13 protein-coding genes are annotated in these 15350 nt (G+C 35.7%); all 13 read right to left on the bottom strand.

The genetic code is table 11. The annotated features are described in order from the left end of the window. Positions 1-46: 46 nt before the first annotated feature. The 13 genes from CC92_RS0110295 to rpoC all read right to left on the bottom strand — a co-directional run bounded on the left by CC92_RS0110295 (position 47) and on the right by rpoC (position 15349). Positions 47-1321 carry an O-antigen ligase family protein gene (locus CC92_RS0110295; RefSeq protein ID WP_029502969.1) on the bottom strand — a complete coding sequence of 425 codons (1275 nt, stop codon included), beginning with the start codon at positions 1319-1321 and terminating at the stop codon, positions 47-49. A gap of 98 nt (positions 1322-1419) precedes the next feature. Next, positions 1420-2391, bottom strand: coding sequence for a glycosyltransferase family 2 protein (locus CC92_RS0110300; RefSeq protein WP_029502968.1), 972 nt, complete (start codon positions 2389-2391; stop codon positions 1420-1422). Positions 2392-2476: 85 nt separating this feature from the next. Next, on the bottom strand, positions 2477-2980 hold the full coding sequence (gene pssE, locus CC92_RS0110305) for a PssE/Cps14G family polysaccharide biosynthesis glycosyltransferase (protein WP_029502967.1): 504 nt from the start codon (positions 2978-2980) through the stop codon (positions 2477-2479). Further along, on the bottom strand, positions 2980-3429 hold the full coding sequence (gene pssD / locus CC92_RS0110310; RefSeq protein WP_029502966.1) for a PssD/Cps14F family polysaccharide biosynthesis glycosyltransferase: 450 nt from the start codon (positions 3427-3429) through the stop codon (positions 2980-2982). The genes pssE and pssD overlap by 1 nt, the downstream gene beginning before the upstream one ends. A 98-nt stretch (positions 3430-3527) precedes the next feature. Continuing rightward, complete coding sequence (locus CC92_RS0110315) at positions 3528-4220, bottom strand: YveK family protein (protein ID WP_029502965.1); 693 nt, start codon at positions 4218-4220, stop codon at positions 3528-3530. 17 nt (positions 4221-4237) lie between these two features. Further along, complete coding sequence (locus CC92_RS0110320; protein ID WP_029502964.1) at positions 4238-5167, bottom strand: hypothetical protein; 930 nt, start codon at positions 5165-5167, stop codon at positions 4238-4240. Position 5168: 1 nt separating this feature from the next. Further along, the gene (locus CC92_RS21610; protein WP_081841853.1) at positions 5169-5891 is read right to left on the bottom strand and encodes a CpsD/CapB family tyrosine-protein kinase; all 723 of its coding nucleotides are present in this window, start codon (positions 5889-5891) and stop codon (positions 5169-5171) included. A 45-nt stretch (positions 5892-5936) separates the two neighbouring features. After that, positions 5937-7178, bottom strand: coding sequence for a nucleotidyltransferase family protein (locus tag CC92_RS0110330; RefSeq protein WP_029502962.1), 1242 nt, complete (start codon positions 7176-7178; stop codon positions 5937-5939). A gap of 57 nt (positions 7179-7235) precedes the next feature. After that, on the bottom strand, positions 7236-8621 hold the full coding sequence (locus CC92_RS0110335; RefSeq protein WP_029502961.1) for a sugar transferase: 1386 nt from the start codon (positions 8619-8621) through the stop codon (positions 7236-7238). 509 nt (positions 8622-9130) lie between these two features. After that, the gene (gene fba / locus CC92_RS0110345) at positions 9131-9997 is read right to left on the bottom strand and encodes a class II fructose-1,6-bisphosphate aldolase (RefSeq protein ID WP_029502959.1); all 867 of its coding nucleotides are present in this window, start codon (positions 9995-9997) and stop codon (positions 9131-9133) included. 141 nt (positions 9998-10138) lie between these two features. Then, on the bottom strand, positions 10139-10342 hold the full coding sequence (locus CC92_RS0110350) for a hypothetical protein (protein WP_029502958.1): 204 nt from the start codon (positions 10340-10342) through the stop codon (positions 10139-10141). 101 nt (positions 10343-10443) lie between these two features. Further along, positions 10444-11337, bottom strand: coding sequence for a phosphatase PAP2 family protein (locus CC92_RS0110355; RefSeq protein ID WP_029502957.1), 894 nt, complete (start codon positions 11335-11337; stop codon positions 10444-10446). A gap of 244 nt (positions 11338-11581) precedes the next feature. After that, complete coding sequence (gene rpoC / locus CC92_RS0110360; protein ID WP_029502956.1) at positions 11582-15349, bottom strand: DNA-directed RNA polymerase subunit beta'; 3768 nt, start codon at positions 15347-15349, stop codon at positions 11582-11584. Position 15350: the final 1 nt, after the last annotated feature.

Here is a 15350-nt window from a genome sequence, read left to right on the forward strand (position 1 = left end):
CACTAACTCCCAATTCTACCGCTTTAGCGCTCTTACATAACAAAAGCTATCGTTTTACTTCCCTTCGATATTGTCGCTCTAAATAGATAACAATCCCAAACGTGAATAAAAACAAGCACATTTGATTCGTTCCATATAAGATATTTCCCGTAACCCCATAGACTAGAAAACACAACTGCATAAAGAGAGCAAACGCCATAAGTTCTCTTTGAGAATCCGTTAAGAATTTACGTCTAAAATATAAGAGAACAAGCTGCACCAAGGAAAATAACATTCCACTAAATAAAATTAATCCACCAATCAAACCAGTTTCTGCAAGGACTTGTAGATAGATATTGTGTGCGTGAAATGCCCAATCCCCGGTTGAAGATGTACGTACTCCGTAAATGCTTGCAAAGGTATTATAGCTTCCGTAACCATATCCTATGAACGGTTTTGACTCTATCATCTGTATCGCTCTTTCCCACAGATAAGACCTTCCGTTTAAAGAGCTATCCTCCGAATTTTCTGTAAACCTTACTAACAAATTATTTATTCCAGGTATCTTCTCCGCAAATATAATAACTACCAATAACAATATTAGTCCCATTCCAATTGCGATAATTTTCTTCTTTCTCTCCGTAAAGAAAAGCATATAAACAATACAGAGAGCAATTCCTATTGCAAATAAGGTTCTTTTAGCTGGTAACGTGAGAGCAAACATATAAACAAGTAAAAAAATAAAATCCCTTGTAGTTACTCTATTCTTTCCAACAAACTTCGATAGAGTAAGAGCCACTCCAAGAACCATAAGTATAGCAGCTTCTCCCTTTTCCCCAGCAATACCGGAATAAAATTTGCTCATAATTTCTCCATACAACCATGGTTGCATTCCTGGACGAATCAAAAAATTCAATGTTGTAAGAAATAAGCTCGGGAGAAGCGAATTTAGAATAATGGAAACTGCTACTACTAAGGTTGCGATCTGAAAACCCTTGCACACACTATGAAAGAATTTTTCAGTATATGTAAAAATAAAAATCGGAAACATACAAAGATAAACTAAGGAATATTTGATTGTTTCGCTTCGGTTCATAGAATAAAAGATTCCCATTATACAGATGATAATAAATCCAAGTTGTAATAAACCGATTGGTGATATGTAGATATTCTCTCTCGTTAATAACTCACGAAAGTACATACATAACCCAAATATTCCAATCATATAAATCCGAAACTCCATCAATCGAGACATACCACTGCAACAAATTAAGATCAGTAGTAGTGAACCTATCTGAAGCAATATCTCTGTCAATTGTTTATCTTTTATCTTCTCCCACATGACTGTAACTCCCAAATAGCTAATCTCTTGCTATGATGATAATTTGAATAACGAATGATATTATTTCATTCATTTCGGTGATTTCATACGATTCCTTGCTACGATATCTTTAACAGTTTCACTGCCTTGATATAGCAAAACGGGGAAAATTTCATTAATGCTATTCCCAGATATTGCTTTCTGCTTAATTCTTTTTTAGCACAACTTAAAGGGTAAGCCTTAAGCTCTTTTCTTAATTCTCTTTCTCGCTCTTTATAAAGAATATAATTCTTACTTAGGTACATTCTCTCCAATGTCTTGCAGTTTTCGTGCATATAATGAGCTTTTGCTTTCTCTACTAACTGCGGATAAGAAATATTTATCTTTTTTAGAATCTCCTCGGAAAGATATAAGGTATCAAAATACTTTTCTGAAAAGGAAGAAAGCATTGCAGAGCCTTTTCTTTTCACATAGATATACTTACTGACCATATGCCCACATACTAAATCACATCGAAAAAGTGATTCAAATATATAATACATGTCCTCTCCAATCGCTCTTCCAACTGGGAAATACAAATCCTTAACCTTTTCTCGTAGAAACAATTTATCAAAAATATTAATTCCTATTTCTCCACCAGAAAGAAAGGCTTCCAGTGCTTCGAATCGATTCCACCTTAAAGAATTTTCTGTACTTCTCTTTTTATAAAGTTTACCGTTTGTATCTAAAATAGAAAAATCAACAATCGAAAGATCCGCCCTGTTCCTTGTTGCTACATGATAAAGAATCTCATACAAGTCCGTTTCGGCATAGTCATCTGCATCCATAAAAGCTATATAAATTCCAGTCGCGGCATCGATACCACGATTTCTGGCTGCTGATACCCCACTATTCTTTTGGTGAAGCACTTTAATGTTAGAATATTTATTAGCATAGCCCATACAGATTTCTTTACTATGATCTCTCGAACCATCGTCTACCAGGATTAGTTCCATCTGCTCCCATATGGTCTGCTTAACCAAAGAATCTAAACATTTTTCTATGTAAGCTTCCACATTATATACCGGAATGATAACACTGATATCTACCATCCTAACCTCTATTCTGGCAATTGAATGCCTTTTCATAAATGAAACTTTGTACGTTACCACGTAGTTTCATGTCGTTCTAACTCTTTTATGTATTCCTCGCTATGAGATTTAAGCAGATATGTTCCAGTCGTTTCACAAACTGCTTTGTATTTGCCTTATAATCCATGGATAGCCTTGCAACATACTCTTCATAGTTTAAGATTTTATCCTCTAATAATTCAATCTCATAGACCGCAAGAATCTTCCCTTGCTCCTCCAGTTTTTTTGTAAACTTTACTTGGTGGTTGTCCACATGTTCTAAAAACTCACTTTGTCTTGGTACCACAATCGGAATCTTTCCATACGTAAATGGAAGCATAATGCTACCAGGTCCACCATGGGTGATTACAATCGAAGCATTCTTAGAATACTCATTCATCTCATCATTCGTTAGCATATCCTGATACTTACAAAATTTCGGTTTATACTTGGTATATCCTATCTGTAGAAACACCTCTTCTTTTATACTTTCGCTTCCTTTTAACAGATCTATATGACGCACTAGGCGATCAAAACCTTGTTCATGAGTACCAACTGTAACAAATATCATTATATGATCCCCCCCAAATTAATTCCTTTCTTATATATGTTCTTTTGCTCCTCCCATTGAAGAACAAAGCAGTCTGTTACTGGATACACCATTTTCCCGGTCACTGTTGGCAGTTCTATTCGATCATAAACTTCGATATAAACTGTTTTTGCCTTAAACAATTTTCCTAGATAAAAAAAAGGTACTGCAGAACCTGCTCCTGAAGAAATTATTAAATCTGGTTTTTCTCTTCTCAAGACTTTTAATGCTAAAAACGTATTTTTAATTAAGTTTTTTAGATTCCGATTTGTCGGAAAGTAACACCAATAGCACTTTTCTTTTTCTAAAAGCGATCTAGAATCCACCTTGTCAAAGGTAACCCAAAAGCGTTCATGCTTTTCCCAAAATTCCTTTAGTAGATATAAATGGGTTAAGTGCCCCCCGCTAGAACCTACCAGACATATTTTCATACTAACCTCCACTCTGTCGTAATGCTACGAATTCGGCGACAGCACAAATTCGTGTGTGAATAATCTTGTTTATTCACACTAACTCCTATTTATAGGCCTTAGTTTGTTTTCCCTCGGCCTTTCTCTATATATGGAATCATTCCTAATAATTTACCATCACTTAAAGAAATACACTGTTCTATCGTTTTTAGCTTTCCTGATAATAGTTGACTGATTACGATGAAAGCAACGGATACAATAAAACCAAAAAAGCCAAACAGTAATCTTTTAATAATTAATTTTTTTGTCCCATTATAGGAGAGATAATAATGCTCCGCCTCATCAAGTAACTGAATTGACTCTCCTCCTGTAATACCATTCATCTCAATAACAAAGGCTTGTGCTACTGCATTGGCTACCTTCTGCGCTAGAATCGGATCCGTGGAATTAGCATAGATATTCATAATATAAGAATTACTATTAAAATCAGCGGATATCATAGCCTGTATCTCATCGCCCGTAAGCTCGACAGCATCTAAAATGGATGCAGCCCTCTGACAAACTTTTTTACTTGAAACGATATCTGCGTAATCAATCATTGCATTCGTACCAGCTAAGGATTGTTGGTAAGAACCATAGGTTGCACTATAGACTGTAGTTCTAGCACTATACACATTCTTAACCGGATGATTCAAGGTGAGAAATACACCGATTAAAAAACAAAAGATCGAGATGACAAAGATTAACACTCTTTTTTTCCAAGCCACCTTTAGAGCATGTAAAAGATCTACGAAACGTAATTCACCATACACGATGTTTCCTCCACTTTCTACAATCGTCTATCCTTTCTAATTAATACAAGAATCACTGCAAAAAGCACAACAATACAGCTACCTAGTAAATATGGCAAACTATTATTCCAGTTACTCTTTGTTTCTTGTACTTGAATAACTTCCACTTCTCCCTGCAATACTTTTTGCTGTACCTTAACTTCAAGTAACTGACTTGGGATATCGTAAACATTACCCTCGGAGTTAGCATATTCAAAACTGACATCTAATTTATGAGCACCAATCTCTTCAAACTCTATGTACTGCTCATGATATTTTTTTTCCCCAGCTGCAAGATTACCTAGATACACTTCTTGCTCCGTCTTTAGACCGCCCCCTGAGATTTTCATAATTATATTTGTCAGGAGCTCTTTTCCGATATTTCCATAGGTAAAGTCAATTCGTGCCTTAGAACCAATCGAAACCATGTCTGGAATTGATAACCCTTGTACTTCCAGCTGATTTGATAATTTTACAGGTAAATGAATCGATACAAAGTTTTGATTACTTCCCGAGAGAGAATCCACAAAAGATATCTCAAATATCATCTTTAAACTGGATTCATTTATTTTATTTGATACATCAAGCTGTATGCTCATGTCCCTTTCTTCTTGTGGCTTTAGCTCATCAATATAGTATTGATTCGAATCGCCAAAAACAGGATAAATGTAATCCTCTGCATTGTTATAGGTAATTAGCACACTGGTAACACTATATACGGAACTCATGTTTTTGATTTTGTAATTTAACGTAATGGACTTCCCAGGGATAATAGTTTCTCCATCCATTTCAAATGAAGTGATTACTACTCTTGGTTTATCCTCAGGTAGTGCTGCAATACATCTAACACACGGTATATATAGCAAAATTACAAGAAAAATTCCGAGGGTTGTTATTATTTTCATTCCTTTGATTTTCAATTTTTTCACCTTAACATTTCCTCTTTTTCAAATGCATTATGTAACGATGTATCATCTTGGGCTGCTTATAATAATCATAGTCTCTCATTTGACCTTTTAAATCTGAAAGGCTAATCTTATTTACAATTAAACCGTAATATTTCTCTTGATAACTTATAAGCTGATCTTTTGCATATAAAAGCTCCTTTTCCGTTGTTTCATTTAAGGAAGCAATTAATATAATTCCATCAACGAGATGAAAAAGAAGTGTTGCTTCTGGAGATATACGAATGGAAGGAAAATCTAATAAGATTATTTCATAGGATTCTTTCGCTTCCTTTAAAAACTTAACAATTCGGCTGTTTCGAAATAAATATATTGGATTTTGTTTAACTCCTCCGATGGGTATATACGTTAAATTAGGAATAATCGTAGAATAAGCAATCTCCTTAAATTCCAGATCTTCAAGCAGAAAATGTGAGAGCCCTTTTTCTTTTTCATTACATAATCGCTTGTATTTACTGTCTTTCCTAGAATCACAATCAACTAATAATGTCCGATAACCAGCTTCAGCGAATGCAATTGCCATCTGTATCGTACACATAGTAGTGCCACTTCCCGTACTACAACCAGATAGAAGGAATAATTGATCTCCTGTTGTTATTCTACGATTTTCTATAGAAGTTAAGATCCTCTCCATGGAATCTCCTAATATCCAATCAGTTTGCCTGTAAAGTTCAACTCGTTTATTCATGCGTATACCCCTATCCTAAAGTTTGCGATATAATCTCACAACTTCCTAGCTTATAATACCTGCCTTTTTCATTAATGAGATACGATACTCCGCTTTTGAAATTTTTTTAATCAGCCCATATTTCAACTTATTTCTTTTCTTTTTTTGGTGAAAATTACATCCTCTTGCAACCCATGCAATCGGCAGTAAGATTGGATTTTTTTTGGCATAATCAAATTCCTCCGACAGATAAGCTTTCGGTGGGCAGATCATCTTTACAATCCTTAGTAACTTCCCGTTTCTTCCTTCCATAGGATTACAAAAATATGGAGCAATGATATTAAGAGCTTCCCAATCTTTATTATCCATCTCATCCATCGACCCTAAGCTAAGAAAGTCCGTTACTAACATCTCTTCTTCCTCAGAAGACATTGAAACTTTATTCGGATTGCAACCAGGATTCATATTAAATTTAGAAATGCAGATAGAAAAAATTTTCATACAAAATCTATCGTAATCGACCTCTTTCATCTGGTTCCAAAACTGCTTAAAATCAATATGAAAAAAATAGTAATTTACATATAGGGTAATATCAACTAAGTAACGTATTCCAATACCCTCAAGACAGAAATGTTTAATGATATGATAAATTTGATAAACTAAGTGTTCCGTATACCCAAGTGTAGTTACCTGATAGTCATCCACCTGAAGCTTTATTAGCCTATCCTCTCTCGTGAGATTTAATCGTTCTAACTGTTCTATTTTAACCCCTGTAAACCCTTCCCATAAACTTGTATGAAGTTCAATCATATGGCAGTCACCAAGCGCAAACTCATCTACATTGTCTTTTTGTCTCTTGTATTGATAACCAAGCAACATAAATAGTTCCTTCGCCTCTTCTCTTGATTCTTTGCTCACTAAGAGATCAGTATCTGAGGAAAATCGATATTCCGATTGTGGATACAAATGCCCAAGCGTTATTCCCTTCATGATTATCAGTTCAAGATTTTCCTCTTTGGCACTTTTGCATACCGTAGCAAGTGCTTTTTCTAAACGAAGTTGACGTATTGCTTTTAATAAAACTCCTTGTTTCCATAAATCCATTAACTTTTCCGGTGGCCCAAATTCCTTTGCTAACTTAGAGACATAAGGATAAGTAACCCCATCCAAACTATTTTTGCACAATAGTTTATATACTAAATCCCAGGAGAACTCTCCATCCCCTTCATTCTCAAGCAATTGCTCGGTTTCTTCTTTCGTTATTGCACTCTGAATTATTCTTAAGACTATACGGTGTTCCTTCTGCATCACTTTAAAACTATCCCCCAAATCAATATGCTCTAATTTCTTATCTTAAAACAACACTCAGCATGCATCCTTAGGGACAATTAGCCTTATGATTGTTTTTAACATAATCCGAAAATCGGTAATAACACTCCATTGATCTATATATTCCGTATCCAATTCAACAATATCTTTAAAATCGGTAATTGTACTCCTACCACTTACTTGCCACATCCCTGTAATACCAGGTTTAATACTCATTCTTCTCCAATGATTTCTTTCATAATGCTTTACTTCATCAAGCGTAGGTGGCCTAGTTCCTACTAAACTCATATCTCCTTTTAATACATTAAAAAATTGAGGTAGTTCATCGATGCTTGTTTTTCGAATGAACTTACCTACTTTGGTAATACGAGGGTCATCATGCATCTTAAACATGAACTTTCCCTCCATCTCATTTCTCCCCATTAGTTCTTTCTTTTTTCTCTCTGCATCAATACACATACTGCGGAACTTATACATTTCAAATTTTCTTCCATTTTGCCCAACTCTAATTTGTTTAAAGAGAATTGGACCTTTGGAATCAATCTTTATTGCAACCGCAGCGATAACCATAAAGGGTGAAGATAAGATAATTCCACTGATACTCCCTATTACATCAATCATCCTTTTTAAGAACTTCGAAGAGTTATTTAGCGATACACGATGGTAAGTTAATACTGGATATGTGCCAACACAGCTCACATAGCTCTGAGCAGAGTCATTCTGATACGTATCAAGTATAATTCGAACTGTTACCCCAATGTCCATGCATAAGTTAATATAGCGCTGAATATCAAAATTCTCGTAATTTCGATTCATAATATAAACCTGATCAATCCCCATGTAATGAATTACTTTTTCAAGATTTTCAACATTACTTAGGTACCTTTCATCCACATCGATGGAATGAATACTTACATATCCCATGATCTTCATTAAAAAATTGGATTTTCCAAGATATCTTTCAAACGTTTGATAGTCTTCTATCACACCAATTAATAACGTTCTTGGTCCCGATATCCCCATTTTTCGGACTAAAAATCGAGCCAAGAAGGTGCTAAAAATCATGGAAAAATAAAAAATAATAAGAAATGTTGTGTAAAAAAAGATATTAATGTTTGCACGCCCTACATAAAACAATAAGGAAGTGGTTACTCCTGTTGTAATTAGAAAAGATTTTGTTATAAATCTTATGATACGATCCACATAAAAAAAAGTGGTTACATTATACATACGTGATTCTTTGTTCGATAAGATAAACACTAGTAAAATCATGATACACGTAACAATGTAGGAGTTGCTAATCATAAAACCTTTCTTTAAATAATAGATGATAGAAGCAACTAAAACTGCTACACAACCAAATAGAATATCCGCAATGATATGTAGCACGTTAGTACTTGCACCCTTATTAAAAGTCCCCATAGATATTCACCTACTTAATTCACAAGTTATCTCTATATGAAGCATATATTTTTATCCGGATTCATACATATACTATAAGAGTATTAAAAGTATAACATTTCCATTTTTGCTTGTAAATATAAATTGTATTAATTGCGCAATAAATAGACTACGCTATTCGACAATTTAAATTATAAATAACTATTTATCTATCTCATGTCTTATTTTTTATATATATTATGACAAATAATATCGAAATATAATTGTTTAAGGATGTTTTTCTCTCTTCTCATAAGACAAGCTTTTATATAAAGCAATTCTTACAGAAGCAAAGGGATGCGAATACAATTCATGCTGCTTTTCTTTGACAGAAACAAGAAAAGCCCGCTACGCGAGCTTTTCCTGCCATAAATAAAAAAGCTGAAGAATCGGAAATCCTAAACCGATTCTTCAGCTTTTCAATTTGTAATAATAAAAACGAACGTATTTGCGATTTATAACTTGCAAATGTCATTTGTTGTTTATACCAATTATTCTGCTTTACCAACAGATCCAAACAACTCCATCTTTTCTTTCACAGTTGCTTTAATTGCGTCAACACCAGGAGCTAACAATTTACGTGGGTCAAATCCTTTGCCCTGTAAATCCTTACCTTCCTCAATGTACTTACGAGTTGCTTCTGCAAAGCTTAACTGGCATTCTGTATTTACATTAATCTTAGCTACTCCAAGAGAAATTGCCTTTTTAATCATATCTTCTGGAATACCAGTACCTCCATGAAGTACTAATGGCATATCACCTGTTAACTTTTGAACTGCATCTAAAGTCTCAAAGCTAAGACCAGCCCAGTTCTCTGGATATTTTCCATGAATATTTCCAATACCAGCTGCTAACATAGTAACACCAAGATCAGAAATCATCTTGCATTCTTCTGGGTCTGCACATTCTCCTGCGCCTACCACTCCATCTTCTTCTCCACCAATAGATCCAACTTCTGCTTCTAAGGACATATTCTTTTCAGCACAAATCTTTACTAACTCTTTTGTCTTCTCAATGTTCTCTTCAATTGGGTAGTGTGAACCATCGAACATAATTGAGGAGAAACCTGCATCGATACATTTTAAACAGCCTTCAAATGTACCATGATCTAAGTGAAGTGCTACTGGTACTGTAATTTTCAACTCATCTATCATAGCAGATACCATAGCGGAAACAGTTTTGTATCCTGTCATATATTTACCTGCGCCTTCAGAAACACCTAAAATTACTGGAGATTTAAGTTCCTGTGCAGTTAATAAAATTGCCTTTGTCCACTCGAGGTTATTAATATTGAATTGGCCCACTGCATATTTGCCTGCTTTTGCTTTTGTAAGCATGTCTTTTGCTGAAACTAACATATCTTATCCTCCTTAAACTCGTTAATTTTTTAACAACTGGTAATTCTATTTAATCAAATTAACTTTCATAGTCCTTAGCTATTATACATGATATTGCCAAAAAAGGAAACCCAAATTTAAAATTAAACCAAGCAAACTGATTTAATTTAAACTTTTTCTCATTTTCTTCATGCGAATAATTTTTAAGAATTGATGAACATTTTCAATCGAATATTCCTTTAAAAAGTTTTCAAACTCTTCCGTTAATTCAAAATCTTCTTGCTGCATATATTCCCATATTCTTAAATCAAATTCATCTTCATCAAAGGAACGATCATATCCTTCCATATATTCATTGATATCCATTGTTACCTCCATTCCTGCGCAAGTTTCGCGCATGTAAAAAGAAATGTAATATTTCTTTCATTTTTATAGTAAAACGTTCATTGGTAGTATGATGATTCACCTTACTCTAATTTATTACTCATAAATCTTTTAATAATACATGGATAACCTATCATAATCCATAATACCAATAAAAAGTATTTTAAACCTTTACCTGCTATAGATGACCTAAGGATTACCCCAAGACCAACTTTTAGTAATACTGTAATTACGAGCCCAAGTAGTAATTTTACTACTTGCATTCGGTTGCTACATGCACGTTCCTTAAACTTCAGATACGTACTTTCAACATACCAGCCAATGGCTAAGCCTACACCAGCAGCTGCTGCACTACAACTATCTGCTGCATAAGCTAACTCTATTGTACCATTAGTATACAAGGTTACGCAATATACTAATAAAGCAATTGAGATTAAACCTATACCAAGCATTAAGTATACTTTTTTATTTTGATTTAGCTCATATTTTGAAAAATAATAAATGAGTAAAATAGTAACTAACGTAATACAAAAAGAAGTTAACACATCTGCAGGAGTATGTACTCCAAGATACATTCTAGATAAACCAACCAAAGCTATCACAAGAAAAAGAAATATTTTTGAAACATTTTTCTTGGTTGAAAGTGCTAATGTACCATACAATGCAGTCGCTGCTTGAGTATGTCCACTAGGAAAGGAATATCCAGTTGCTGCTTTAATCGCATCTTCCACCGGTTGAAATAATGGATCTTTTACCCATGGTCGTGGAATACGAAAAGTTATCTTTAATCCCTGTACCAAAATAGCAGAAAGAAAGAATCCAAAACTAATTCGATATGCCAATTTTTTATTATAACACCAATAAAAAAAACATAAAATCGCTAATACAACGACCTCTTGTCCAAGCAATGTAAACAGACGAAATATCCCATTAAAAAATGGGTTTCTAATATTCTCTAACTGATATAAAAATTCCATAGAATCCCCTTTAACATCCAACTATTTTTTCTCTACCTACTACCTACTACCTACTACCTACTACCTACTACCTACTACCTACTACCTACTACCTACTACCTAGATGTTATTGTATTCCCATGTCCTTCTTTCGTCAAGGGTACATGTATTACAAAAAAGCTGTTGCAAAATAACCTATTTTGCAACAGCCCTATCTTCTAGTGTTCTATCGAATCATTTACCGATTCAATCAAACCTTCTTACATTATTTATCTTCTTCAGAAAATCTAAGATCATCAAAATTCTCAGTTGAAAGATCACTTTCTTCGTCTTCGAAATATTCATCCTCAGAGAAGCTTACTTCTTCCTCGGAATTGAAACTTTCATTTTCGTAGAAGTTTTGTTTAAAGTCATTACCGGAGAAATTACCTTCGTAACTTCCATTGTCAAATTCATCCTCAGAGAATGTAATTTCTTGATTCTGATCGGTATCTAACTTAACATTACGGTAATGTTTCATACCGGTTCCAGCTGGGATTAACTTACCGATGATTACATTTTCTTTCAGACCAATCAATGGATCAATCTTACCTTTAATTGCTGCTTCGGTAAGTACTTTCGTTGTCTCCTGGAAGGATGCTGCGGAAAGGAAAGAATTCGTAGCAAGTGATGCTTTGGTAATACCAAGCATTGTCTGCTTTCCTTCAGCAAGTTCTAATCCTTGCGCTGCTAAGCTTTCATTCACATCGTTAAACTCTAAGATATCTACCATAGTCCCTGGTAAGAACTCAGCATCACCGTTATTCTCAACACGAACCTTCTTTAACATCTGGCGTACAATTACTTCGATATGCTTATCGTTAATTTCTACACCCTGTAAGCGGTATACTCTTTGAACTTCCTGAATCATGTAATCTTGAACTGCACGAACACCCTTTATCTTTAAGATATCGTGTGGGTTTACAGAACCTTCTGTTAACTCATCACCAGCTTCGATTTCTTGACCATCCATAACCTTAATTCTGGAACCATAAGGAATGAGATATGCTTTTGATTCTAATGATTCATTGTTCGTTCTAGTTACAATAACTTCACGCTTCTTCTTGGTATCTTTGATTGTGACAATACCACCGAATTCTGCGATAATTGCAAGTCCCTTTGGCTTTCTAGCCTCGAAAAGTTCTTCGACACGAGGAAGACCCTGGGTAATATCATCACCCGCTACACCACCAGTATGGAATGTACGCATGGTAAGCTGTGTACCTGGCTCACCGATTGACTGAGCTGCAATAATACCAACTGCTTCACCAACCTGTACTGCTTCACCGGTAGCCATGTTTGCACCATAACACTTAGCACAAACACCAATGTGTGATTTACAGGAAAGAACGGTACGAATCTTAATCGTTGCATTTGGATCTTCGTATGCTTTGCTTGCGACAATGCGTGCAGCACGCTTTGGAGTAATAATGTGGTTTTTCTTTACAATTAACTCTCCGTTGTCATCGTAGATTGTCTCACATGCATAACGACCAATAATTCTGTCTTCTAAGCCTTCAATTACTTCTTTACCATCCATGAAAGCTTTAATCTCCATACCTGGAATTTCATCGGTACCTTCACAACAGTCTACCTCACGAATAATTAAATCCTGAGATACGTCTACAAGACGACGAGTTAAGTAACCAGAGTCGGCGGTACGAAGAGCAGTATCGGAAAGTCCCTTACGAGCACCATGTGCGGAGATGAAGTACTCAAGTACGTCAAGACCTTCACGGAAGTTCGCCTTGATAGGCAACTCGATTGTCTTACCTGAAGTATCTGCCATAAGACCACGCATACCAGCTAACTGCTTGATCTGTTTCTCGGAACCACGGGCACCAGAATCAGCCATCATGTAGATGTTATTATATTTATCAAGTCCGGCAAGAAGTTCCTTGGTAATTTCATCATCGGCTTCTTTCCAAGTTTCGATAACTGCTTTATAACGCTCTTCTTCCGTCATTAAACCACGACGATGATTCTTAGCAATATCTTCTACCTGCTTTTCTGCACGCTCAATGATATCTTTCTTTGCTTCTGGTACTGTCATATCAGAAATGGATACTGTCATCGCTGCACGAGTAGAGTATTTATAACCTAAAGACTTAATCGCATCTAGGGTTTCTGCAGTTTGGGTAGCACCATGAGTATTGATACATTTCTCAAGAATTTTCTTTAACTGCTTCTTACCAACGTGGAAGTCAATTTCAAGTGCAAGGAAATTCTCTGGCTTGCTACGGTCAACAAAACCAAGATCCTGTTTGATAATTTCATTGAAGATGAAACGTCCTACTGTAGATTCTATGATTCTGGATTCCTCTACACCTTCTGCATTTAGACCAGTTCTGCGAACTTTGATCATTGCATGAAGAGAGATTGCACTATTTTCATAAGCAAGAATTGCTTCATTTACACTCTTAAAATACTTACCTTCGCCATGATCACCTGGTTTATGAAGTGTAAGATAGTAAATACCAAGTACCATATCCTGAGATGGAACCGCTACAGGACCACCATCGGATGGTTTTAGTAAGTTATTTGGCGATAATAAAAGGAAACGACACTCTGCCTGAGCTTCTACACTAAGTGGTAGATGCACCGCCATCTGATCACCGTCAAAGTCGGCGTTAAACGCTGTACATACAAGTGGATGAAGCTTAATTGCTTTACCTTCGACAAGTACTGGCTCGAACGCCTGAATACCAAGTCTATGAAGGGTAGGAGCACGGTTAAGCATTACCGGATGCTCTCTGATTACCTCTTCTAAGATATCCCATACCTCAGGTTGTAATCTTTCTACCATCTTCTTTGCAGATTTAATATTATGAGCAGTTCCTTTCGCAACTAACTCTTTCATAACAAATGGCTTAAATAATTCAATCGCCATCTCTTTTGGAAGACCACACTGATATAGTTTCAGTTCAGGACCTACGACGATAACAGAACGACCGGAGTAGTCAACACGCTTACCAAGTAAGTTCTGACGGAAACGTCCTTGCTTACCCTTTAACATATCGGATAAAGACTTTAATGGTCTGTTACCAGGACCAGTAACTGGACGTCCTCTTCTACCATTATCGATTAAGGCATCCACCGCCTCCTGTAACATTCTCTTCTCGTTACGAACGATAATGTCAGGAGCACCTAGCTCAAGAAGTCTCTTAAGACGATTATTACGGTTGATAATTCTACGATATAAGTCATTCATATCAGAAGTAGCAAAACGGCCACCGTCTAACTGAACCATTGGACGTAAATCTGGTGGAATAACAGGAACAACTGTCATAATCATCCACTCAGGTTTATTTCCGGATTCACGGAACGCTTCTACAACCTCAAGTCTCTTAATAATACGTGCTCTTTTTTGTCCTGTAGATTCTTTTAAGCCTCTCTTTAGATCTTTTGATTCCTTCTCTAAATCAATAGCCTCTAAAAGCTCCATAATAGCTTCAGCGCCCATTCCTACACGGAATCTGTCGCCATATTTATCATAAGCTTCTCTGAATTCTTTTTCATTTAACACCTGTTTGTACTGTAAATCGGTAGTTCCCTTATCAAGTACAATATAAGATGCAAAATATAACACTTTTTCAAGAGTTCTTGGAGAAAGGTCTAAGATAAGACCCATTCTACTTGGGATACCCTTGAAGTACCAAATATGAGACACTGGAGCTGCAAGTTCGATGTGACCCATTCTTTCACGACGAACACTTGCCTTAGTTACTTCAACTCCACAGCGGTCACATACTACGCCCTTATAGCGAATCTTTTTGTATTTACCACAATGACATTCCCAGTCTTTGTTTGGTCCAAAAATCTTCTCACAGAATAAACCGTCTTTTTCCGGCTTGAGCGTTCTGTAATTGATTGTTTCTGGCTTTCTAACTTCACCTCTAGACCACTCTCTGATCTTTTCTGGTGAAGCCAACCCTATCTTAATCGCGTCATAGGTGATATCCTTGACACTTTCATTTATCATCTCTGTTGGCATT

It is taken from the genome of Lachnoclostridium phytofermentans (genome assembly GCF_000733755.1).
GTDB lineage: Bacteria > Bacillota > Clostridia > Lachnospirales > Lachnospiraceae > Lachnoclostridium > Lachnoclostridium phytofermentans_A.